Genomic DNA, 22,989 nt, shown 5'->3' on the forward strand with positions numbered 1-22,989 from the left:
CGAGACGTACCCGATGAGAGGACACGCGCCATGAAACCCGGTTCCGTTATCATGTTGATCTTTGGCGCGATCCTCTCTCTGCTCGGCTTCTCGCTGGCCCTGGCCGGGGCGATGACCGCCGTGGTCAACGCGCAGGGCGAGGACGGCTACCTCACCAGCCCCGCCCGCTCGTTCTCGGTACAGTCGTTCGCGCTCACCTCGCCCCGGATCGGCTCGATCGGGCTCCAGGACGTCCCGGCGGACATCGGCAGTCTCCGACTCCGCGCGCTCTCCACCTCCACAGCGGACGTCTTCATCGGCGTCGCGCCTCAGGCCGACGTCGACCGCTACCTGGCCGGGGTGAATGCCACCGAGCTGCGCGACCTGAACATCAATCCCTTCCGTGCGGTGTACCGCGACATTCCGGGCAGCCGCGCTCCCGAGGCCCCCGGCGCCCAGGACTTCTGGGTATCCTCCGCCGAGGGTCCCGGCACTCAGGAGATCGACTGGGACCTGACGAGCGGCAGCTGGGCGGTCGTCGTAATGAACGAGGATGCCAGTCCCGGCGTCTCGGTCGCCCTGCAAGCCGGCATTCGCCTCGGGTTCCTCGCCCCGCTGGCGGTGGGGCTGCTTCTGGTCGGCCTGTTCATCCTTCTCATCGGCCTGGTGCTGACCGTGTTCGGAGCAATCGGCCTGGGCCGCGGCACACTGCCCGCAACCGGGCCCGGCGCCACGCCCGACACACCGCTCGGAGCAGCAACTTTCGTCGGAGCAGGCCCACCCGGGGCGACCGCGGTCCCTGCCCATCCCGGTGAGCGGACGTTTCCCGCCCGGTTGACCGGAACCCTCGACGAGGGGCTGTCCCGCTGGTTGTGGTTGGTGAAGTGGATCCTGATCTTCCCGCACGTGGTGGTGCTGCTGTTCCTCTGGTTCGGGTTTGTCGTCACCACCATCGTCGCCGGGTTCGCCATCCTGTTCACCGGTCGATACCCGACGGCCCTCTTCCAGTTCAACGTCGGGGTGCTGCGCTGGAGCTGGCGGGTGTCCTTCTACGCCTACTCGGCGCTCGGCACCGACCGGTACCCCCCCTTCAGCCTGGCGTCGTCGGCCGACTATCCCGCCGATCTGCAGGTCGATTACCCGGAGCGCCTCTCGCACGGGCTCGTTCTGGTCAAATGGTGGCTGTTGGCGATTCCGCACCTGCTGATCGTGGCGGCCTTGACCGGAAGTGCGACGATCTGGCGGAACGACGAGGGCGACTCGGTCTCGAACACCGTCCCGTCCCTGATCGGGGTCCTGGTGCTGATCGCCGCGGTCATCCTCCTCTTCACCGGCCGGTACCGGCGCAGCCTGTTCGATCTGATCCTCGGCATCGACCGCTGGATCTTCCGGGTGGCCGTTTACACCGCCCTGTTCCGCGACGAGTACCCGCCGTTCCGCCTCGACCAGGGCGGCGCCGACACCCCGGAGGCCGCGGTCACACGAGCACCGATCGCACCCGCCGCACCTGCCGGCGGAGCGGCGTCGAGCACGCCCTGAGTCGCCGGTCACGCCCGTCGGGAACGCCGTCGGCCGCGCGGACGCCGACGGATGCCACGGAGCGCGCGGGGGAACGGACACCGGGCCGGTAGGGTTCTGTATAGAGGGCAAATGGGGTGAGAGCGCCGCTATGCAACGAATCTACAAGGAACGTGACCGTCTGCTCCGCAGAGCGGCTCGCCTGTGCGGATTGGCCGGCTCGGCCGCTGCGCTCCTCGCGATGCTCGTCCCGGGCGGCTTGACCGTGAGCACCCTGGCCCGGAGCCTGCCACTGCTGCTGCTGCTGGTGGCCGGCCAGTACCTGCTCGGCCGGTCCGGCCGGATGCGCTGGGTCGCCTTGATCCTGGTCTCCGGCATCGCCGTGATCCTGCTCGTGGGCTGGTCGGGCCAGCGTGCCACCGGCCTGAACCTCGTCGAGCAGGCCATAATCGGCGGCATCGCCGCCGGAGCCCTGAGCTGCGTCGCCCTCGTGCTCGTGGTCAGCGCCGCCCGCCTGCTGGTGCTGTTCCTGGTATTCGGTGCGACCGTTGCCAGCGTGCTCGTCGCCACCCGCGCCTCGTCCGACGCCACCGTGCCCCTCCTGCTCACCCTCAGCGTCTGGCTTGCCATCGCCCTGGTGGCCTGGTGGCTGGCCCAGAGCGTGCCGCGCGTCATGGCGCGCATCGCCTTCATCGGCCGCGCCCACCTCGCCGAGCGCCATGCCAGCGAGCTCGAAGCCCAACGCCGGCAGGATGCCCGGCTGCTGCACGACACCGTGCTGGCCACCCTCACCCTCCTCGCGCACTCCGGCGTCGGCGTCAGCCCGGCCGCACTGCGCCAACAGGCCGGCGACGACGCCCGGTTGCTGCGGCAGCTACGGCTCGGCGGCCTCCCCACCCCGCGCCGCTCCGGGGTCTACACGCTCGAGCCGGCCACCGAGTCAATGCTCGGCAGCACCCTCGAATCGGTCAAGCAGCGGTTCGGGCGGATGGGCCTCGATGTGGACTGGCACGGCAGCGGACAGGTTCTTCTGCCCAGCGACGTGCTCGACTCCTTCCTCCTCGCCCTCGGCGAGTGCCTCGAGAACGTGCGACGTCACGCCGGCGTCGCCCGCGCCGACGTGACGATCACTGATGACGACACAACCGTGCGCGCCATGGTCACCGACGCAGGGGTCGGCTTCGACCTCAGCGGCGTCAGCGCCGAACGCCTCGGTTTCGCCGAATCGGTCGTGGCCCGCCTGCGCGACGTGGGCGGCAACGCCCGCCTCTTCTCCTCCCCCGGCTCCGGCACCACGGTCGTGCTCGAGGTGCCCAAGTGACCGTCCCCGGCATCGTCGACGCCCGCCGCCGTGACGCGCGCCGCGCTGCGGCGGCGGGCGGGCCCGACCAGCCGAGCAATCAGGACCGCCAGGAACGCCGGGCTTACCGGCGCAGTTTCCGACGCCCCGAACGCACCGAGCAGACCACCCGCGCCAACCAGAGCGGCCTGGGTGGCCGCCACCTCGGCATCGGCCTGACGTTCAGCGGCGGCTTCATCACCCTGTTCCTGTTCGGGCAGTTCGCCGTGCAGTGGTCCGAATATCCCGACCCGACGCCCAGCCTCATCGCGTGGGGTCTCCTGATGGCGACCACGGTCCTGGCACTGATCACGGTGCAGCGCCTTTCGGCTCGGATGCCGGACCGGCTGTTCGCCGCGGCCATCGCCGCCGGCGCCGCCGTGGTGGTGCTCGACCTGATCGGGTCGTGGGGCGAAACCGACTCCGGCGTCTACCCGACCGCCGCCGCCGCCGTCGGCACCCTGCTCATCTCCCTGGCCACCGTGCGCCGCGGGCACGACCTCGTCTCGGCCGCGATGGCGCTCGGCCTGCTTCTCTTCCTCGGGGCGCTCACCGAGGAGCGAGCCGATCCGCTCACCTTCGCCCCCGACCTCCTTGCGATCAGCCTCGCCATCCTGCCTCCGCTGCTCGGCGTCGCCACGGTGCGGGGATTCCGCCGGATGGCCCAGCGCGAGCTCGACCTGGTGCTGGTGCAGAGCACCATCTCCCAGCCGCAGTTCGCGGTGGGGATGTTCGCCTCCGAGGAACTCGCCCGCATCGACCTCGACGCGGAGACTCTGCTCGACGACGTCGCGAAGGGTCGCACGGCGCTGCCGCTGAGTTCCGAGAAGTCGACGACGGCGGCAGACCTCGCCACGCAACTGCGGCTGCACCTGATCCGGGGCCGCCGGGAGACCTGGCTGCACCACGCGATCACCGAGTCCGAGTTCCTGGGACCGTCCGTCGGCCTGCACGACCCGGCGGGGCTGGCCGGCATGCTCGACCCCGACCAGCGCGATGCCCTTCTGCGCACGATCTGGCTGCTGATCAGCGACACAACCCGCGACGAGGCATCCGTTTCGCTCTCTCTCGGACCGATCCGACCCACGCACGGCGTCTCCGCTCGCCAGAAGTTACGATTTCCGATCGAATTGACCACGACGGGTGTGCCACGGCGTCGAGTGGACCCCGAGACGTGGCAAGCTATCCGAATAGTCGGCCCTCACGTCGATTCCAGCCGGGACGGAAGTCTGCATCTGGAAATCGAATGCAGTATCGACAATCCCGCGGATGCTTAGGGTCCGTGGAACTACGCTGTTGAGCTTCTCATTCGGGGCCAGAAGCACAAGGAGACAGAAGTGACGAACACAACCACGTTGAGCACTGAGGCGCCGAGCAAGGACAACCCCATCCGGTTGGCCCTCGTCGACGACCACCGCATGCTGTTGGGGGCCCTCACCGAGTGGATCCGGGGGGCCGCGGACGACATCAACATGGTCGCCGCCGTCACCACCTGGCCCGAGCTGCTCACCCACCCCGAATTTCCCGTCGACGTCGTGCTCCTCGACCTCGACCTCAAAGACAACATCCCGGTCTCACTGAAGATCTCGACGCTCAAGACGGCCGGCGTGAAGACGGTGTTGATGAGCACCTACTCCGAGGCCGGGCTCGTGCGCGAGGCGCTGGCTGCCGGTGCGCTCGGTTACCTGGTGAAGAGCGAAGAGGCAACGATGATCGTCGAAGCGATCCGCTCCGCCTATGACGGCGACTCCTTCATTTCGGCCGAACTGGACGAGGCCCTCAACAACGGCGCGAACGGCGGTTCTCCCCGCCTCAGCGCGCAGGAGCGCCGGGTGATGGCCCTCTACGGCGCGGGCGAGCCGGTCAAGGCCGTCGCGCACCAGCTCGGCATCTCCGAGGAGACCGCCAAGAGTTACCTCAAGCGCATCCGGGAGAAGTACCGTCTCGCGGGCTTCGACGTGGGAACCAAGGTCGCCCTGCGCAAGCGCGCCATCCACGACGGCATCCTGCTCCAGGGCGACTGACTTCGGCACTGCCGAAGGGCCCGGCTGCCGAACGGCCCGGCTGCCTCGCGCCGATCCAGACCGGGGCGACGTAGCCGAAGTCGCCCGCGATGGCGAGGCCGTGAGCAGGTATGGTTCCAGAGTACGGGGCCGGTGGCCCGAACGAATTCGACGGAGATATTGCTCTAAGCAGCGCGTTTGGGCTCAAAAACGAGGGTTTGACCCAGAATCTCCGTCGAATTAATTAGACGCCCGGCACGGCGTTCCGCCGGGGTCAATCAGCGCCCCGCGGTATGGTCGGCTCTGACTCCCGGAGAGCGATGCAACCAGATGGGATTCACCTGGCTACGCGGCCGGTGTGGCGGCCGCCGATGCTGCGGCCTCGGCCAGCACCGCCTCGAGGCGCTCGACCTTCCCGGTCAGCTCCCCGGTGCGGCGGCCCCGGATGTCGGCCTTGAGCACCAGGGACACCCGCGGCCCCCAGGCTCCGACGGCTTCAGTGGCGGCCTTGACCACCGCGAAGACCTCGTCCCAGTCGCCTTCGATGGTGGTGAACATCGAATCGGTGTGGTTGGGCAGCCCGGATGCGCGCACGATGCGCACGGCCGCGGCGACCGCGTCGTGCACCGACCCTTCGTCATCGTGGGAGCCGGACGGGGCGACGGAAAATGCAACCAGCATGGGGTTACTCCTTCTGATAGGGGGTGGGTGGGAACAGGATCTGCCACACGGCCCAGCCGAGCAGCACGACCTCCAGCGCGTTGCGCACGGTCAGCACCAGCACCAGAGCCGGGTCTGCCACAAGCAGGCGGTCGTAGAAGTGCGGGTAGACGAGTTGGGTCAGGGCCGCGATGACAAGCCCGAGCACGGCCGGGAGCCGCCAGGCAGGCCCCCGCACCAGCAGCCCGAAAATGATGGGCGCGGCCAGCCAGGTCGTGAACTGCGGCGAGCCGACCTTGTTGACGACGATCAGGGTCAGCACCAGGGCCAGCGCCAGCGGCGGGAACAGGCCGGCCGGTTCGGCGCCTGCACGCATCCGCTGGCAGGCCAGGAGCACCACGGCCAGCCCGCAGAGGGCGAGCAGGGGGGTCATCGCCACGATGGCGACGTTCGTGCCGGTGCCGATGATCTGGAAGGTGAGGATCTGCCGGTCGTAGTAGAGGTAACTGCCCGGCAGACCCAGCGCGGCCGGCCACATCCAGAGGCCGGCGACCGGGGACTCGATCTGGATGCCGCGGTTCGTCTGCTCGCCGACGAAGCTGAGCACGTTCGGCCCGCTGCCGAGCCCGAGCGCCACCAGCACGATGCCCAGGCTCGTCCCGGCCGCGGCGACGAGCACCCGCCAGCGGTCCTTCGAGACGACGAATAGCGCGATCACCAGGGCCACCGGCCAGATCTTCACCCAGGTGACCAGAGTCAGCAGCACGGTGCCCCAGACCGGCCGGGCGCCGACGAACAGCAGTGCGGCGATCGCCAGCGGCACGGTGACCGCATCGATCCGGGCGAGGGCGACGGGCCCGAGCAGCAGCAGGAAACCCAGCCACCAGGCCGCCGCGGCCAGGGCACGCCGGTTGCGGCCCCGCCCGAGCAGCAGCGCGAAGGTCCCGGCGTTCAGCAGGGTCACGAGCCCGAGCCAGCCGGCGGCGTAGAGGTCGGGGCCGAACGCGAGCGGCGCCAGGATGGGCAGGAGGGCCAGCAGCGGGTAGACGAAGCCGGTGGTGATGCCCACGACGTCGGCACCGGATGCCGCGTCGGTCGCCCAGCCGAGGTAGACGACCTCCACATCGCCCAGCGGCCAGCCGGGGGACGCGAAACAGAGCCACCAAAGCACGCCGTGCACCAGTGCGAAGCCGGCCCAGAGCAGCGTTCGCGATGTCGGCACGCCGGCTCCGGCGGCCAGGTGTTCTGCGACGGATTGGGGCACGCTCCACCTTCGCACACCCCCACGGCTCCGCCGCCGCACCGGGACAGTCAGCGCGGGGCCCAGCGCGGCGGTCAACGCGAGCCGATCAGGTCCGCGATCGTGGCCGGCACCGCGCCGGCGATGTCGAGCGCGGTGATCGGACCTCCGTTGGACGCCCGGGCCGCTGCCCGGGCGTGCACCAGGGCGGCCGTCGCCGCGAGATGGGCCGGCGCGGCGGCATCCGTCTGGATCGCCCGTGAATGCGTGGCCAGGAGGGCGCCGAGGATGCCGCCGAGCACGTCCCCGGATCCGGCCGTCGCCAGCCAGGAGGGCGCCTTCGACACCGTCAGCCGGGTGCCGTCGGGCGCCGCGATCCAGGTGACGCTTCCCTTGAGCAGCACCGTGACGCCGAGGCCGGACGCGGCGCGCACGGCCCACTCTCCCGGCGCAGCGGCCACCTCGGAGCCGGCCACCGACTCGCCCTGCGGGGAGAGCAGGCGGGTAAGCAGCCGGGCGAGTTCGCGGTAGTGCGGGGTGATCACGACGGGCCCGGTCGCCCGGCCGACCAGGTCGAGGGCCCCGGCATCGCACACCGTGGGCAGCCCCTCGGCCAGGGCACCGAGCAGCGCGGCCTCGGTCACCCGGTCGCGCGCGGCGGCGTCCTGGCCCGAGCCGAGCAGCCAGGCCTGCACCTGCCCGGGGGCGGTGACGGCCTCCGGGCGGCGCTGCAGCACCAGGTCGGACGCCCGTCTCGGGCCGAGGTAGCGCACCATCCCGACCCCGGTGCGGAGGGCCGCCTCGACTCCGAGCACCGCGGCCCCGGGGTACTCGTCGGAGCCCGTGCGCACGCCCAGCACGCCGCGGCGGTACTTGTCGTCGTCCGCCCGGGGAACCGCGATCCGCTCGCGCGCCCGTGCGTCGTCCCATTCCAGCCATCCCCGTGGTTCGCTCATGCACTCACGATAGGTTGTTTTGAGTGCGTCGGGCCGGCCGCTTCGCCCGCGCACTCGACCCTTGGGGGAAATCCGTGGCTGTTGCCGCCCTGTTCGAACCGTTCACCGTGCGCGGCGTCACCCTGCGCAACCGCATCTGGGCGGCGCCGATGTGCCAATACGCGGTGCAGGAGAAAGACGGCGTCCCGCGGGACTGGCACCTCGTTCACCTGGGCGCGCTGGCCGCGGGCGGCGCCGGCCTGATCCTGGTCGAGGCAACCGCGATCAGCCCGGAGGGCCGCATCTCCTACGCCGACACCGGCCTCTGGAACGCGGAACAGACCGCCGCCTGGGCACCGATCGTGGCCTTCCTTCATGCGCAGGGCGCGAAGGCCGGCATCCAGCTTTCCCACGCGGGGCGCAAGGCTTCCGTCTGGCCGGCCTGGGGCGGAGACCGGCACGGCACCATGGCGACGGATGACGGCGGCTGGCCGACCGTGTCGGCCTCGGCCGTGCCGTTCCCCGGCTACGCACCGCCCGTGGCCCTCGATGCCGCGGGCATCCTGGGAATCGTTGACGGGTTCGCGTCCGCCGCGCTCCGGGCGGTGGAGGCCGGGTTCGACGTCGTGGAGCTGCACGCGGCGCACGGCTACCTGCTGCACCAGTTCCTGTCCCCGCTGAGCAACCGGCGCACCGACGGGTTCGGCGGCGTGCTGCCGAACCGGGCCCGCCTGCTGCTTCAGGTCGTGGCCGCCGTGCGCGCGGCCATCGGCGAGGAGCGCGCCCTGTTCGTGCGGTTCTCCGCCACCGATTACACCCCGGGCGGCTGGACCGAAGACGAGACGGCCGAGGTCGCCGGCTGGGCCGCGGCCGCCGGCGCCGACTTCTTCGACATCTCCTCCGGCGGCAACGTGACCGGGGTGCGCATCCCGCTGGGTCCCGGCTACCAGGTGCCGCTCGCCGAGCACGTGAAAACGGCGGCGGATGTGCGGGTCAGCGCCGTCGGGCTGATCACCACCGCGCACCAGGCCGAGCAGATCGTGGCATCCGGTCGGGCCGACGCGGTCCTTCTGGGCCGCGAACTTCTGCGCGACCCGCACTTCCCGCTGCGGGCCGCCCACGAGCTCGGCGCCGGCGTGGACTACTGGCCGCCGCAGTACCTGCGCGCCCGGTGGCCGGCCTCCTGAGAACGGCTACAGGCGCCGGGTCGCGTCCTGCACTTCGCCGACCAGCTCTTCGATGATGTCCTCGAGGAACAGCACCCCCACGGTCTCACCGGTCGCGGTGAACGAGCGCGCCAGGTGCGCGCCCGAACGCCGCATGGTGGCCAGGGCATCTTCGAGGTCGGTGTCCTCGAAGATCGACGCCAGCAAACGGATGCGCTTGCCCGGGATCGGCTCCGCGTAGCTGCCCTGCCCGACCGAGGTGGCCGTGTCGCCGTCGAGGTCGATGACGTCCTTCAGGTGAACGTACCCGGTCGGTTCACCGGACTCGTTCACCAGCACATAGCGGGAGAAACCGTGTCTGGTGACGGCCTTCTCCACGTCTGCGGGGGTGGCCGCCTCGGGCAGGCTGATCAGGCCATCGAGGTTCACCGCGACGTCCCGCACCTTGCGGGTGGTGAACTCGAACGTGGCGCTGAGTGCCCCGGTGCCGTCCCGCAGCACGCCCTCCCGGGTCGACTGGGAGACGATGGTCGCCACCTCGTCCAACGTGTAGGTGCTGGTGGCCTCCTCCTTGGGCTGGACCCCGAACATTCGCACCACCAGGTTGGCGGTGGCGTTGAGCGTCACGATCACGGGCTTGACCAGGCGGCCGAAGAAGACGAGCGGCGGGGCGAGCACGAGCACGGCCCGGTCGGGGATGGAGAACGACAGGTTCTTCGGCACCATCTCACCGAACACGACGTGCAGGTAGGAGACCAGCAGCAGCGTGATCACGAAGGCGATCACTCCGATGGCCTCCTCCGGTAGCGGGGTCAGGCCCAGCGGGATCTCGAGCAGGTGGTGGATCGCCGGCTCCGAGACGTTCAGGATGAGCAGCGAGCAGACCGTGATGCCCAGCTGGGTGGTCGCCAACATGAGGGTGGCGTGTTCCATCGCCCACAGCGCTGTGATTGCGCGCTTCTTGCCGGCCTCGGCGAGAGGTTCGATCTGGGACCGGCGCGCGGAGATAACCGCGAATTCCGCGGCGACGAAGAAGGCGTTGGCCGCGAGCAGCACGACCAGCCAGACCAGCCCCGCCCAGTCACTCATGGTCACTCACCGTGCGCTCCATACCGTTCTTCTTGCGGTCACCCTTTTTGTCCAACTTTTTTTCGGATTTCTTGTCGGTCCTGGTACCGCGGTCGCCCCGGGCAGGCCCGCCGCCCTCCTCGGGCTCGACGGGCTCGCCGCAGGGTGTGAAGCGGAGCCGGTCGATCCGTCGGCCGTCGAGGCGTTCCACCGACAGCACGCCGCCGGCCAGCTGCACGACGTCGCCGACCACGGGCAGGCGACCCAATTCGCTCATCACGAACCCACCCACGGTTTCGTAGGGGCCGTCCTCCGAGATCACGATGCCCGTGCGGTCGAGCAGCTCGTCCGGGCGGAGCATGCCGGGGAATGTCAGAGAGTCGGTAGACAACACCACACCGGCGCGGGTGCGGTCGTGCTCGTCGGCAACCTCTCCGACGAGTTCCTCGACCAGGTCCTCGAGCGTGGCCACTCCGGCCGTGCCGCCGTATTCGTCGACGACGATGGCCATCTGGTAACCGCGGCCGCGCAGCTCGACCAGCAGTCCGTCGAGTTTCATGGTCTCGGGCACCCGGATGGCCTCGGACTGCAGGGCCGATACCGGGACATCCGCCCGGCGACGTCGGGGAACGGCCACGGCCTGCTTCACGTGCACGATCCCGACGATGTCGTCGACGCCCTCGTCGACGACGGGGAAGCGGGAATACCCGGTTTGGCGGGTGAGGTCGATGACGGCCTGGGCGGAGGCGGTGCGCTCGATGCTGGCCACCCGCGGGCGGGGCGTCATCACGTCCGAGGCGGTATGCCCGGAGAAGAGCAGCGTGCGGTGCAGGAGCGTGGCGGTGTCTTTCTCCAGCAGCCCGGCACTGGCCGAGCGCCGCACGAGGGAGGACAGCTCCTCCGCGGTGCGCGCCCCGGACAGCTCTTCCTTCGGCTCGATCCCGATCGACCGCAGCACACCGTTGGCGCTGCCGTTGAGCACGACGACGGCCGGTTTGAACACGGTCGTGAACAGTGTCTGGAACGGGATGACCAGCTTCGCGGTCTGCACGGGCAGGGCGAGGGCGAAATTCTTCGGCACCAGCTCGCCGATGATCATCGAGGCGAGTGTGGCGACGATGACCGCGGTCGTGACCGCGACGACCGGCACCACCGCCGGGGACAGCCCCAGGCCGATCAGCGACGGCGACAGCAGCATGGTCAGAGCCGGCTCCATGGTGTAACCGGTGAGCAGGGTGGTGAGGGTGATGCCCAGTTGAGCGCTAGAGAGGTGCGTCGAGGTGATCCTGAGTGCGGCGATGGTCAGGCCGAGTCGGGTCTCTCCTCGATCGCGGCGGGCCTCGAGCTCCGACCGGTCCAGGTTGACCAGGGCGAACTCGCTGGCGACGAACAGGCCGGTGCCGACGGTGAGGAGGAGCCCCGCGGCGAGCATGATCCACTCATACATGGCGGACCTCGACGACGGCGGCACCGAAGTTCATGACCGAGACGCCGTTCGGGTGACGGGAAGAATTTCCGGGCGAGAAACCGGGCGCATGCGCAGGAGGGGGGTCGTCCATTATTCCTCCCAGTCTACCGCCCGGCACCGAGGCCACGAGTCGGTCCCGGGTGTCAGGCCCCCCACCTCTACCAGGAGACGGGCAGGGCCTTGCCCTCCTCGTAGCCGGCCGCCGACTGGATCCCGATTAGCGAACGGGTGTGGAACTCTGCGACCGAGGTCGCGCCCGCATAAGTGAACGAGCTGCGCACGCCGGAGGTGATCATGTCCAGCAGGTCCTCGACGGACGGCCGTAGCGGGTCCAGGTAGATCTTCGAGCTGGAGATCCCCTCGGCAAAAAGCGTCTTGCGGGCCAGCTCGTAGGCGTCGAGGCGGTCGAACCGCTGGCGCACAGCCCTGGTGGAGGCCATCCCCCAGCTCTCCTTGTAAATGCCGCCGGCGGCGTCCCGGTCGAGCAGGCCGGGTGCCTCGATCGTGCCGGCGAACCAGGATCCGATCATGACGGATGCCGCGCCGGCGGCGAGCGCGAGCGCCACGTCGCGCGGGTAGCGCACCCCGCCGTCGGCCCAGACGTGCGCTCCGAGTTCCCGGGCGGCGGCGGCGGTCTCGAGCACGGCCGAGAACTGGGGGCGGCCGACCGCCGTCATCATGCGCGTGGTGCACATGGCGCCGGGGCCGACGCCGACCTTCACGATGGTGGCGCCGGCGCCGACGAGGTCACCCACGGCATCCGCGGTCACGACGTTGCCGGCCACGATGGGGATGCCGAGGCCCAGGTCGGCGACGATCTCGATCGCCCGCGCCATGCCGCCCTGGTGGCCGTGCGCGGTGTCGATCACGAGAACGTCGACCCCCGCGGCGACGAGCGCCCGGGCCTTGGCCGCGATGTCGCCGTTGATGCCGACCGCCGCGGCCACGCGCAGTCGGCCCTGCGCGTCCAGCGCGGGCTGATACAGGGTGGAGCGAAGCGCGCTCTTGCGGCTGAGGGTGCCGATCACCCGGCCGTGGTGCTGCACGGTGGCGAAGTCGAGCTCGGCCGCGGTCATCACGTCGAACGCGCGGCGCGGGCCTTCGATATCGTCGGCGTCGAGGGAGGTCATCGTGCCGTGCAGGAGGTCTCCGAGGAGCGCGTCGGGCAGCGCCGTCGCCAGCCGGGACGCGTCGATGGCACCCAGGTAGTCGCCGTTCTGGTCGTTGATGACCAATCCCTGGCCGGCCACAGCCGGCACCTGCCGCAGGGCGAGCGCCACGGTGTCCCCCGGGGCGAAGTTGAAGGGGGTGTCGAAGCGGGTGGATTGGGCCTTGACCCAGCGAATCGCGGCGTCGAGATCCTGCAGGTGCATGTCCTGCGGCAGCACGCCGAGCCCGCCGCGGCGAGCGAGCGCGGCCGCCAGGCGCGGCCCGGTGACCGAGTTCATGTTCGCCGAGACGATGGGGATGGTGGCGCCGCTGCCGTCGCCCGGGGCGAGGGAGACATCGAGACGGCTGCTCACATCCGATTGACTCGGCACAAGGAAGACGTCGGAATACGTGAGGTCGTGGCTGGGTACCGCTCCATAGAACTGCATGGAAATAACGCTAGCGCCCCGCGCGGATGCCCGCAGCCAGGCCCGAGGGGATTAGGCTGGACGGGCAGACCGCGCCGGGCGTGCACGACCGCTCGGGACATTCAAAATCAACGTAGAGAGTGGGAACCGGCTGTGTCAAGCCAGTTGACCGGTAGTGGGTCCGACGAGACGACGTCGGGTGAATTCGGAGCGAACGAGTGGCTCGTCGACGAACTGTACGATCGGTACCTCGTCGACAAGAAGCTGGTGGACGAGTCCTGGTGGCCCGTCCTCGAGAGCTACCACCGGACCGCGAACGGCCGCAGCGACGGTTCAGAGGCTCCCGCGAGCAGCGCACCCGCAGGCGACGCGCCCGCCGTGATCGCTCCCGACGTGACCACACCCGCGGCAAGCGCCCCCGCAACCCCGGCCGCCTCAGCGGCGGAGCCGGCCCCGATCACGGCACCCATCCCCGTCGTCGGCGGGCAGCGCACCGCGCGCACGACGTCCAGCGCGCCCAAGCGGGTCCCCGTGCCGGCCGACATTCCGATCACGAACTCGCAGCCGACCGCCGCCGAGGCCACCGAGGTCGACGTCGTCACCCCGCTCCGCGGCATGTCCAAGAGCCTCGCGGCGAACATGGCGGCCAGCCTGACCGTGCCCACGGCCACCAGCGTGCGCACCATCCCGGCGAAGCTCCTCATCGACAACCGCATCGTGATGAACAACCACATGAAGCGCTCGCGCGGCGGCAAGGTGTCGTTCACGCACCTGATCGGTTGGGCGCTGATCCAGGCGCTGAAGATGTTCCCCAGCCAGAACGTCTACTACAACGAGATCGACGGCAAGCCCTCGGTCATCGCCCCCGCGCACGTCGGCCTCGGCATCGCGATCGACCTGCCCAAGCCCGACGGCACCCGCTCCCTGATGGTCCCGGCCATCAAGCGCGCGGACACGATGACCTTCGGCGAGTACCTCTCCTCCTACGAAGACCTCGTCACCCGGGCCCGCAAGGGCAAGCTGACGGCGGATGACTTCTCCGGCGCCACGGTCTCCCTCACCAACCCCGGCGGCATCGGCACGGTGCACTCCGTGCCGCGCCTGATGAAGGGCCAGGGCTGCATCATCGGCGCCGGCGCCCTCGACTACCCGGCCGAGTTCCAGGGTTCCAGCGGCAAGACCCTGACCGGCCTCGCCATCTCCAAGACCATCACGCTGACCAGCACCTACGACCACCGGGTCATCCAGGGTGCCGGCTCGGGCGAATTCCTCAAGATCGTGCACGAGCTCCTGATCGGGCAGCACAACTTCTACGAGGACATCTTCTCGGCCCTGCGCATCCCGTACGACCCGATCCACTGGGCGCCCGACATCAGCGTCGACCTGGCGAGCGCCGTCGACAAGACCGCCCGCGTGCAGGAGCTCATCAACGCGTTCCGCGTGCGCGGCCACCTGATGGCCGACATCGACCCGCTCGAATACACGCAGCGCTCCCACCCCGACCTGGAAATCTCGAACCACGGGCTGACCTTCTGGGACCTGGACCGCGAGTTCGTCACCGGCGGGTTCGGCAGCAAACGCCTGATGCTCCTGCGCGACATCCTCGGCGTGCTGCGCGACTCCTACTGCCGCACGACCGGCATCGAGTACATGCACATCCAGGACCCTGCCCAGCGCAAGTGGATGCAGGAAAAGATGGAGAAGAGCTACGTCAAGCCCACTCATGACGAGCAGATGCGCATCCTCGGCAAGCTCAACGAGGCGGAGGCCTTCGAGACCTTCCTGCAGACCAAGTACGTCGGCCAGAAGCGGTTCAGCCTCGAGGGCGGCGAGTCCACCATCGCGCTGCTCGACTCGATCCTGCAGGGTGCCGCGGATGCCGGCCTCGACGAGGTCTGCATCGGCATGGCCCACCGCGGGCGCCTGAACGTGCTCACCAACATCGCAGGCAAAACCTACGGTCAGATCTTCCGCGAGTTCGAGGGCACGCAGGATCCCCGCACCGTGCAGGGCTCCGGCGACGTCAAGTACCACCTGGGCACCGAGGGCACCTTCCGTGCCACCAACGGCACGGAGATGCCGGTCTACCTGGCCGCGAACCCGTCCCACCTCGAGGCCGTCGACGGCGTCCTCGAGGGCATCGTGCGCGCCAAGCAGGACCGCAAGCCGATCGGCACCTTCTCCACCCTCCCCGTCCTCGTGCACGGCGACGCGGCCATGGCCGGCCAGGGCATCGTCCTGGAGACGCTCCAGATGTCCCAACTGCGCGGGTTCCGCACCGGCGGCACCATCCATCTGGTCGTCAACAACCAGGTCGGCTTCACCACACTGCCCGGTGACGGACGCACCTCGGTGTACTCGACGGATGTCGCCAAGACCATCCAGGCGCCCATCTTCCACGTCAACGGGGACGACCCCGAGGCCGTGGTGCGGGTTGCGGAGCTCGCTTTCGCCTACCGTCAGGAATTCAAGCGGGACGTCGTCATCGACCTCGTCTGCTACCGCCGCCGCGGGCACAACGAGGGCGACGACCCCTCGATGACCCAGCCGTTGATGTACAACCTGATCGAGGCCAAGCGCTCCGTCCGGAAGCTTTTCACCGAGGCTCTCGTCGGTCGCGGCGACATCACGCAGGAGGAATACGAGGCCTCGCACGCGGATTTCCAGGACCGCCTCGAGCGCGCGTTCATGGAGACGCACGCGGCGCAGTCCTCGTCGATCCCGATCGTCAGCGCGGCCGGTGCCGCGCCGCAGGGAATCGGTGCCGAGAAGCACGGTACCGACAAGCACGACGACGCGGTCGGGGAACCGTCCACCACCGGGGTGCCCGAAGCGGTCGTGCACCTGATCGGCGACGCCTTCCTGAACAAGCCCGCCGGCTTCACCGTGCACAATAAGCTGCAGCAGCTGATGCAGAAGCGCAACGACATGAGTCGCAACGGCAAAATCGACTGGAGCTTCGGCGAACTCCTCGCCCTCGGCTCCCTGCTGCTCGAGCGCACCCCGGTGCGCTTCGCCGGCCAGGATGCCCGCCGCGGCACGTTCGTGCAGCGTCACGCGGTGCTGCACGACCGCATCAACGGCCAGGAATGGCTGCCCTTGGCGAACCTCAGCGAAGACCAAGCCCGGTTCTGGATCTACGACTCGCTGCTCAGCGAATACGCGGCCATGGGCTTCGAGTACGGCTACTCGGTGGAACGCGCCGACGCCCTGGTGCTCTGGGAGGCGCAGTTCGGCGACTTCGCCAACGGTGCCCAGACGGTCATCGACGAGTTCGTCTCCTCCGCCGAGCAGAAGTGGGGCCAGCGGTCATCCGTTGTGCTGCTGCTGCCGCACGGCTACGAGGGCCAGGGGCCGGACCACTCGTCCGCCCGGATCGAGCGCTACCTGCAGCTGTGCGCGGAAGACAACATGACCGTCGCTCGCCCGTCGACGCCCGCGTCGTACTTCCACCTGCTGCGCCGTCAGGCCTACATGCGCCCGCGGCGCCCGCTGATCGTCTTCACTCCGAAGTCGATGCTGCGCCTGCGCGGCGCGACCAGCGAGGTGGCCGACTTCACCACCGGCCGGTTCGAACCGGTCATCGACGACGCCCGGATCACCGACAAGCCGCGCGTCAAGCGGGTGCTGTTCCTGGCTGGCAAGCTCTACTACGACCTGCTCGCCGAACTCGACAAGAACCCGAACCCGGAGATCGCGCTGGTTCGCCTGGAGCAGTTCTACCCGCTGCCCGCCGTCGAACTCAAGCAGGTCGCCGACCAGTACCCCGACGCTGAACTCGCCTGGGTGCAGGACGAGCCGGAGAACCAGGGTGCCTGGCCGTTCTTCTACCTCGAGACGAACAAGCTGGGCCCGCGCCCGGTGACCCTGTTCTCCCGGGCGGCGTCGGCGTCGCCGGCGGCGGGCTCGGCGAAGCGTCACGCGGTCGAGCAGGCCGAACTACTACGCCAGGCGCTTACCCTGTAACCTGCGCCGACAGGCAGAACCGTTCGACAGAATGGGCCGCACCGGACGCTACGGCCCAGTCCTCGACGGGTGAGTCCTGATCGACGGGCTGTGTCACCCCCGCAAGATCAGAGGCGACGACCGCGTAGCGCTGGTCATGACCCGGCGTCGAACCAATTCGACGGAGATTTTCTTCCAAAACAGCATTTCCGGATGTTTTGGGTCGGTTTTGGGCGGAATCTCCGTCGAATTCGTTCGGGACAGCGCTACTGCACGGCTTCGGACTCGAAAGACACGGCGGTCCACACTTCATCCAGCGTCACGGTCCCCTGATCATCCGGCGTCGGCACCGGAAACAACCGTCTCGGAACCGCGAACCCCTAATGCCCCTCGGCTATCAGGACTCACTCATCTAGGCTGGCCGCACCGCCCGCCGACGCATCGGCCACCGACAAGGAGATCCGCCATGCCCGCACCGCACGCGAACCGAACCGGCCAGCCCTGCTGGGCCGACCTGATGACCTCCGACCTGCCGCGCGCCCGGGAGTTCTACACCCGGCTGTTCGGCTGGACGGCCAGCGATTCCGGTTCGGAGTACGGCAACTACGTCACCTTCCGGAAGGGCGACGCGGACGTCGCCGGCATGAGCTCACAGGAGCCGGGTTCCCAACTGCCCGACGCGTGGACCACCTACCTGTCGGTGACGGATGCCGACGCCGCCGTCGCCGTCGCCCGCGCAGCCGGCGCAGCCGTGCTGGCCGAGCCGATGACGGTGGGAACCATGGGCCGCATGGCCATCCTCATGGACCCGACGGGTGCGCCCTTCGGGGTGTGGCAGGCCGACGAGTTCACCGGCTTCGACGTCTTCGGCGAGGCGGGCTCACCGGTCTGGCACGAGCTGAACACCCGCTCCTATTCCGCCGCCCTCGATTTCTACACCGAGGTGTTCGGCTGGAAACCGGTCGTCCTGAGCGACACGGAGGACTTCCGCTACAGCACGATCGGGGCGGAGGGTGAGATGGTGACGGGCGTCTTCGACGCCGCGGAACACCTGCCCGACAGCGTGCCCTCGCACTGGCAGCTCTATCTCGGGGTGCCTGACGTGCACGCGGCCGTCACGACCGTGACAGAGCTCGGCGGCACGGTCGTCCGTGAGCCGTGGACGGCGGAGTTCGGCACCTTCGCGCTGGTCACCGACCCGACCGGGGCCCTGTTCGTGCTCGGCTATGTCGACGAGCCGCTCCCCGAGGAGAAGAACATCGACGACGCCGGTGAGGAGGACGCCGACCTGCCGATCGGCTAGTGGGCGGACTGGATGGTGCGCAGCTTCAGCAACACCTGGTCGCGCAGGTCTTCGGGGGCCATTTCACGGCATGCGCGCTGCACGGCCTCGGTCAGGGTGCGCCCGACCAGGTGCTCGTCGCTGCAGTCGCTGCAGTGGGCGAGGTGCTCCTGAATGTCAGACGCGTCTTCGCCGCACAGTTCGTTGTGCAGGTATTCCTCGAGTTCGGCCTTGGCCTTCTCGCAGCCACAATCGGTCATGCTGGTGTGCTCCCGGTTCGAGTCTGGCCCGCCGCTGTTCCCAGGCCGCGCTCAAGGGCGTAACCGGCCAACAGGTCGCGCAGGAGGCGCCGGCCACGATGCAGGCGACTCATCACGGTGCCAATGGGTGTTTTCATGATTTCGGCGATCTCCTGGTAGGAGAACCCCTCCACGTCGGCGAAGTAGACAGCCAGCCGGAAGTCCTCCGGGATGGACTGCAACGCGTCCTTGACGGCGCTGTCCGGCAGGTGGTCGATGGCCTCGGCCTCCGCCGAACGATTCGCCATCGCCGTGCGGGACTCCGCGCCGCCGAGCTGCCAGTCCTCGAGATCGTCGATGGTGCCCTGGAACGGCTCACGCTGCTTCTTGCGGTACGTGTTGATGAAGGTGTTGGTCAGGATGCGGTACAGCCAGGCCTTGAGATTGGTGCCCTGCTCGAACTGTTTGAACGCAGCGAACGCTTTCACGAACGTTTCCTGAACCAGATCCTGGGCGTCGGAGGGGTTGCGCGTCATGCGCATGGCCGCGGCGTACAGCTGGTCGACAAAGGGCAGTGCCTGCTCTTCGAACAGGTCTCGCATTTCGATCGCATCGGTTGTCATCACGGACAATCCTAAGCCGTCGCGTGAAACGACCGCGGGTCGCTCCAGCACCATGGACAGCGTCACCCGGGCCTCCCTCTCTCTTTCATCACCGACTATTCTGATAACCGATGTTGATCTCGAGATATTCCAAGCCTGAGTTCGATCCCTACGGCGACACGTCGCCCGAGGTGACGGATGCCCGCTGGCCCGCTCCGACGGCCGCCGGCCCGCTCTCAGCGTCCGTGTCCCTGCCGGGGTCGAAGTCGCTGACCAACCGGGAGCTGGTGCTCAGCGCCCTCGCCGCGCATCCGTCGCTGTTGCGTGCCCCGCTGCACTCGCGGGACAGCGACTTGATGGTCGCGGCGCTGCGTCAACTGGGCACCGTCATCGAGGAGGTCCCCGGCGCCGGGGAGTTCGGTTCCGACCTGAGGATCACCCCCGGGGAGCTGCTCGGGTCGACGACCGTCGACTGCGGTCTCGCCGGCACCGTGATGCGTTTCCTGCCGCCGGTCGCGACGCTCGGCCTCGGGCCGACCACCTTCGACGGGGACGCCGGCGCACGCCGCCGCCCGATGGGCACCACCATCTCGTCCCTGCGGGCCCTCGGCGCCGACATCAACGACGACGGTCGCGGCGCCCTGCCCTTCACCGTGCACGGCACCGGCACGCTAGTCGGCGGGGAGATCACCATCGACGCGTCCACGTCGAGCCAGTTCGTCTCCGGCCTGCTGCTCGCCGCGCCGCGCTTCGGGCAGGGCCTGCACCTGCGCCATTCCGGCGAGCGCCTGCCCAGCCTGCCGCACATCGAGATGACCATCGCCACGCTGGCCCGGCGCGGCGTCACGGTGCACAGCCCGGCCGTCGGCGAGTGGATCGTGGCTCCCGGCCCGATCCAGGGCGCCGAGGTCGACATCGAACCCGATCTCTCGAACGCGGCGCCGTTCCTCGCCGCGGCCCTCGTGGCCGGGGGCAGCGTCACCATCTCCGGCTGGCCCGAGACCACGACCCAGGTCGGCGCCGACCTGGCCGACCTGCTGCCGCGCTTCGGCGCCGAGGTGTCTCGGGAGGGCGACCGGCTGACGGTCTCTGGGACCGGCCGCATCCGGGGCGTGGAGCTCGACCTGTCGACCGGCGGAGAGCTCGCGCCCACGCTCGTGGCCCTGGCCGCCCTGGCCGAGTCCCCGAGCACGATCACCGGGATCGGGCACATCCGGCACCACGAAACCGACCGGCTGGCGGCCCTCGCCGCGGAGATCAACGGGCTTGGCGGCGCCGTCACCGAGCTGCCCGACGGGTTGCAGATCGACCCGCGCCCGCTGCACGGCGGGCCGTGGAACACCTACGACGACCACCGGATGGCAACCGCAGGCGCGCTGATCGGGCTTCGCGTTCCCGGACTGCTGATCGAAAACATCGGCACGACCTCGAAAACCCTCCCCCAGTTCACCGACCTCTGGTCGGCGCTCGTTTCCGGAGTCCCGTCGTGACGTGGTGGGCGAGTGCCGACGACGATGAGCCCGAGTTCGACGAGTCGAGCGTGCGTGTGCGCCCCAACCGCAAGGGCAGCAAGCCGCGCACCAAGACCCGCCCCGACCACGAGAACGCGCTGACCGGGCGCATCCTCTCGGTCGACCGAGGCCGGTACACCGTCATGCTCGACGAGAACCTGCCTGCCGAGCGCCGGGTGACCGCCGCCCGGGCGAGCGAACTGCGAAAGCAGGCCGTCGTCACCGGCGACCGCGTCGACATCGTCGGCGACACGACCGGAGCACCGGGCAGCCTGTCCCGAATCGTGCGGATCGTGCCGCGCACGACGCTGCTGCGCCGCAGCGCAGACGACACCGACGCCGTGGAGCGAGTGATCGTCGCCAACGCCGACCAGATGCTGATCGTGGTGGCCGTTGCCAACCCGGAGCCGCGCATCCGTCTCGTCGATCGCTACCTCGTCGCCGCCTACGACGCGGGCGTGAATCCCATTCTCTGCATCACCAAGACCGACCTGGCCGACCCCACCGCCTTCCTCCGCAACTTCGCCGGCCTCGACCTGCCCGTCTTCGAGAGCCGCGACGACGCCATGCCGCTGGCGGAGATCTCCGCCGCCCTGGTCGGCCACGACACGGTCTTCGTCGGTCACTCCGGCGTCGGCAAGTCCACCCTCGTCAACGCCCTGGTGCCGAGCGCCCACCGCGCCGTCGGAGTCGTCAACACGGTGACCGGCCGCGGCCGGCACACGTCTTCGTCGACCATCTCGCTGCGACTGCAAACGGATGCCGGCCGGGGCTGGGTCATCGACACCCCCGGCGTGCGCTCCTTCGGTCTCGGCCACATCAACACCGACAACATCCTCAAGGCCTTCACCGACCTGGCCCTGATCTCCCAAAAGTGCCCGCGCGGCTGCACCCACCTGCCGAACTCGCCCGACTGCGCGATCAATGAAGCCGTTAGCGCCGGCAAGCTCGGCGAGACCGGCAAGGTGCGCCTGGACTCGCTGCAGCGCTTGCTCGCCACCTTCGCCGCCGCCCCCACCCACTAGCCCCCTGTCACCCACCACCCCCGAGCCAGCAGCCCCTGCACTGAACGAATTCGACGGAGATTTTGCTCTAGAGAGCGTTGCAGGGCCAAAAAACGGGTGCTTGACCCCAAATCTCCGTCGAATTCGTCAGGGATGGGCGGAAAATGGGTACAGGCGGGACCAGTAGCGTGGGGGGATGACCGATTCCACGCGGCTCGCGACCGGCGACCAAGCCCCTCCGTTCACCCTGTCCGACCAGGACGGGAACGCCGTGTCGCTGGCCGATTTCGCCGGCTCGAAGGTCGTCGTGTACTTCTACCCGGCGGCGATGACGCCCGGCTGCACGAAGCAGGCCTGCGACTTCCGCGACAACCTCAGCTCACTGGCATCGGCCGGCTACCAGGTGCTCGGCGTGTCGAAGGATGCCCCGGTCAAGCTGAAGAAGTTCCAGGAGACCGAGCAGCTCACGTTCGCGCTCCTCAGCGACACCGACCTCGCGGTGCACACGGGCTACGGCGCCTGGGGCGAGAAGAACCTCTACGGCAAGACCGTCACGGGCGTGCTGCGTTCCACCGTCGTGATCGACGAGACCGGCATGGTCGAGCTAGCCCTCTACAACGTGAAGGCCACCGGCCATGTCGCGAGCCTGCGCAAGAAGCTCGGCCTGCCGGCCTGACCAAACGGATGCCGCCACGCGGCCGACACAGTCCCTGCACGGTCCCTGCGCTGCCCTCACCGGCCGCAGGTGGCCCATACCGGCCCCCGGAGCGCTCGAACGCGCGTCGGGTCCACCCCGCCGCTGCCGCCGCCGGTGCGGCCCTGCTGCGCCGCTGCTGCGCCACTACTGCGGCAAGTCGTCCTCGGAGCGCGCCGACGTCGTTTCTGCGATTACGCGCCGCTGGAACAGCAGCACGAGGACCATGACCGACGGCAGAAGAAGCGCCCAGCCGAGGTCGGGCCGTGCGTAGAGCCCCTGGAAGGAGCCGATGGCGACGGCGATCTGCACCAGCTGCCAGGTGACGGCCGCGCCCCGGATCCAGGACCGGCGCCGCAGGGAGTTGACCGCGATGGCGGTCACCCAGGACGCGGCGATCAGCACGAGCACCAGGATGGCGAGGGCCGTGGCCAAGGAGGTCGGCGTCGCGATCAGCAACTCGAGAATAAGCCACGCGACCGCGACCCAGAGGAGGGCGGCCTCCGCGCAGAGGATCGCGGCGAGGAGCAGCACGGCCCGTGGCCGACGCACCCGGCCGGCCTGGTTCTCGTCGTCGCCGCTGTGGTCTGACCGTGCATTCACAGAGATATCCCATTCAAAACTATTGATTTGACTCCACCATTATGCGATCATTTTTGAGGCCCGGTTGACGCTCACAGGGACGTGAGTAGATCTGAACGAGTAGATCCATTACCCTTCCTGCAATCGGCAGCCTCTCATCTTCGGCCAATCGGCCAG

At 69.1% G+C, this 22,989-nt stretch carries 19 protein-coding genes; 10 read left to right on the forward strand and 9 right to left on the reverse strand.

The genetic code is table 11. The features are described 5' to 3' along the window. Window positions 1-30 precede the first annotated feature (30 nt). The 4 genes from CXY81_RS04825 to CXY81_RS04840 all read left to right on the forward strand — a co-directional run bounded on the left by CXY81_RS04825 (window position 31) and on the right by CXY81_RS04840 (window position 4,860). Window positions 31-1,518 (forward strand): DUF4389 domain-containing protein, encoded by a 1,488-nt coding sequence (locus CXY81_RS04825; protein ID WP_104194161.1) that lies wholly within the window; start codon window positions 31-33, stop codon window positions 1,516-1,518. A gap of 130 nt (window positions 1,519-1,648) precedes the next feature. Then, the gene (locus CXY81_RS04830) at window positions 1,649-2,818 is read left to right on the forward strand and encodes a sensor histidine kinase (protein ID WP_104194162.1); all 1,170 of its coding nucleotides are present in this window, start codon (window positions 1,649-1,651) and stop codon (window positions 2,816-2,818) included. Further along, the gene (locus CXY81_RS04835) at window positions 2,815-4,113 is read left to right on the forward strand and encodes a hypothetical protein (protein ID WP_104194163.1); all 1,299 of its coding nucleotides are present in this window, start codon (window positions 2,815-2,817) and stop codon (window positions 4,111-4,113) included. The genes CXY81_RS04830 and CXY81_RS04835 overlap by 4 nt, the downstream gene beginning before the upstream one ends. Window positions 4,114-4,173: 60 nt before the next feature. Then, on the forward strand, window positions 4,174-4,860 hold the full coding sequence (locus CXY81_RS04840; protein WP_255408575.1) for a response regulator transcription factor: 687 nt from the start codon (window positions 4,174-4,176) through the stop codon (window positions 4,858-4,860). Window positions 4,861-5,184: 324 nt separating this feature from the next. Here the strand turns inward: CXY81_RS04840 and CXY81_RS04845 are convergent, their stop codons facing one another. From CXY81_RS04845 to CXY81_RS04855, 3 genes are all read right to left on the reverse strand, one after another. Continuing rightward, a complete protein-coding gene (locus tag CXY81_RS04845) occupies window positions 5,185-5,520 on the reverse strand; it encodes a thiamine-binding protein (protein WP_104170215.1) in 336 nt (111 codons plus the stop codon). Window positions 5,521-5,524: 4 nt separating this feature from the next. Beyond that, a complete protein-coding gene (locus CXY81_RS04850) occupies window positions 5,525-6,763 on the reverse strand; it encodes a glycosyltransferase 87 family protein (protein ID WP_158252001.1) in 1,239 nt (412 codons plus the stop codon). Window positions 6,764-6,834: 71 nt separating this feature from the next. Then, window positions 6,835-7,695, reverse strand: coding sequence for an ADP/ATP-dependent (S)-NAD(P)H-hydrate dehydratase (locus CXY81_RS04855; RefSeq protein ID WP_104194180.1), 861 nt, complete (start codon window positions 7,693-7,695; stop codon window positions 6,835-6,837). A gap of 74 nt (window positions 7,696-7,769) precedes the next feature. Here CXY81_RS04855 and CXY81_RS04860 point away from each other — a divergent pair, with 74 nt between their 5' ends. Next, complete coding sequence (locus CXY81_RS04860; protein WP_104194181.1) at window positions 7,770-8,861, forward strand: NADH:flavin oxidoreductase/NADH oxidase; 1,092 nt, start codon at window positions 7,770-7,772, stop codon at window positions 8,859-8,861. Window positions 8,862-8,867: 6 nt separating this feature from the next. Here CXY81_RS04860 and CXY81_RS04865 read toward each other — a convergent pair whose 3' ends face one another. From CXY81_RS04865 to CXY81_RS04875, 3 genes are all read right to left on the reverse strand, one after another. Continuing rightward, window positions 8,868-9,929, reverse strand: a complete 1,062-nt coding sequence (locus CXY81_RS04865; RefSeq protein ID WP_104170217.1) for a hemolysin family protein — start codon at window positions 9,927-9,929, stop codon at window positions 8,868-8,870. After that, window positions 9,922-11,355, reverse strand: a complete 1,434-nt coding sequence (locus CXY81_RS04870; protein WP_104194165.1) for a hemolysin family protein — start codon at window positions 11,353-11,355, stop codon at window positions 9,922-9,924. The genes CXY81_RS04865 and CXY81_RS04870 overlap by 8 nt, the downstream gene beginning before the upstream one ends. A 179-nt stretch (window positions 11,356-11,534) precedes the next feature. Further along, window positions 11,535-12,974 carry a GuaB1 family IMP dehydrogenase-related protein gene (locus CXY81_RS04875; RefSeq protein WP_104194166.1) on the reverse strand — a complete coding sequence of 480 codons (1,440 nt, stop codon included), beginning with the start codon at window positions 12,972-12,974 and terminating at the stop codon, window positions 11,535-11,537. A gap of 132 nt (window positions 12,975-13,106) precedes the next feature. On the opposite strand from CXY81_RS04875, the gene CXY81_RS04880 reads away from it, so the two are divergent. Then, window positions 13,107-16,919 carry a multifunctional oxoglutarate decarboxylase/oxoglutarate dehydrogenase thiamine pyrophosphate-binding subunit/dihydrolipoyllysine-residue succinyltransferase subunit gene (locus CXY81_RS04880; RefSeq protein ID WP_104194167.1) on the forward strand — a complete coding sequence of 1,271 codons (3,813 nt, stop codon included), beginning with the start codon at window positions 13,107-13,109 and terminating at the stop codon, window positions 16,917-16,919. Window positions 16,920-17,364: 445 nt separating this feature from the next. After that, window positions 17,365-18,201, forward strand: coding sequence for a VOC family protein (locus tag CXY81_RS04885; RefSeq protein WP_104194168.1), 837 nt, complete (start codon window positions 17,365-17,367; stop codon window positions 18,199-18,201). On the opposite strand, the gene CXY81_RS04890 is transcribed toward CXY81_RS04885, so the two are convergent. Both CXY81_RS04890 and CXY81_RS04895 read right to left on the reverse strand, forming a co-directional pair. Then, a complete protein-coding gene (locus CXY81_RS04890) occupies window positions 18,198-18,440 on the reverse strand; it encodes a zf-HC2 domain-containing protein (protein ID WP_104170222.1) in 243 nt (80 codons plus the stop codon). The two genes, CXY81_RS04885 and CXY81_RS04890, sit on opposite strands and share 4 nt — an antisense overlap. Continuing rightward, the gene (locus tag CXY81_RS04895) at window positions 18,437-19,042 is read right to left on the reverse strand and encodes a sigma-70 family RNA polymerase sigma factor (protein WP_233193997.1); all 606 of its coding nucleotides are present in this window, start codon (window positions 19,040-19,042) and stop codon (window positions 18,437-18,439) included. The genes CXY81_RS04890 and CXY81_RS04895 overlap by 4 nt, the downstream gene beginning before the upstream one ends. 110 nt (window positions 19,043-19,152) lie before the next feature. Between CXY81_RS04895 and aroA the strand changes: the two genes are divergently transcribed. The 3 genes from aroA (at window position 19,153) to bcp (ending at window position 22,212) form a co-directional block, all read left to right on the forward strand. Further along, window positions 19,153-20,511, forward strand: coding sequence for a 3-phosphoshikimate 1-carboxyvinyltransferase (gene aroA, locus CXY81_RS04900; protein WP_104194169.1), 1,359 nt, complete (start codon window positions 19,153-19,155; stop codon window positions 20,509-20,511). Next, window positions 20,508-21,557: a ribosome small subunit-dependent GTPase A gene (gene rsgA, locus CXY81_RS04905; protein WP_104170225.1), complete on the forward strand. Its 1,050-nt coding sequence runs from the start codon at window positions 20,508-20,510 to the stop codon at window positions 21,555-21,557. Before aroA ends, rsgA begins: the two co-directional genes overlap by 4 nt. Window positions 21,558-21,732: 175 nt before the next feature. Beyond that, window positions 21,733-22,212, forward strand: coding sequence for a thioredoxin-dependent thiol peroxidase (gene bcp / locus CXY81_RS04910; RefSeq protein ID WP_104099853.1), 480 nt, complete (start codon window positions 21,733-21,735; stop codon window positions 22,210-22,212). A gap of 165 nt (window positions 22,213-22,377) precedes the next feature. Here bcp and CXY81_RS04915 read toward each other — a convergent pair whose 3' ends face one another. Beyond that, window positions 22,378-22,833: a hypothetical protein gene (locus tag CXY81_RS04915; RefSeq protein ID WP_233193992.1), complete on the reverse strand. Its 456-nt coding sequence runs from the start codon at window positions 22,831-22,833 to the stop codon at window positions 22,378-22,380. Between the last annotated feature and the right edge of the window lie 156 nt (window positions 22,834-22,989).

It is taken from the genome of Cryobacterium sp. M25, from assembly GCF_002929635.1.
In the GTDB taxonomy this organism is placed as follows: domain Bacteria; phylum Actinomycetota; class Actinomycetes; order Actinomycetales; family Microbacteriaceae; genus Cryobacterium; species Cryobacterium sandaracinum.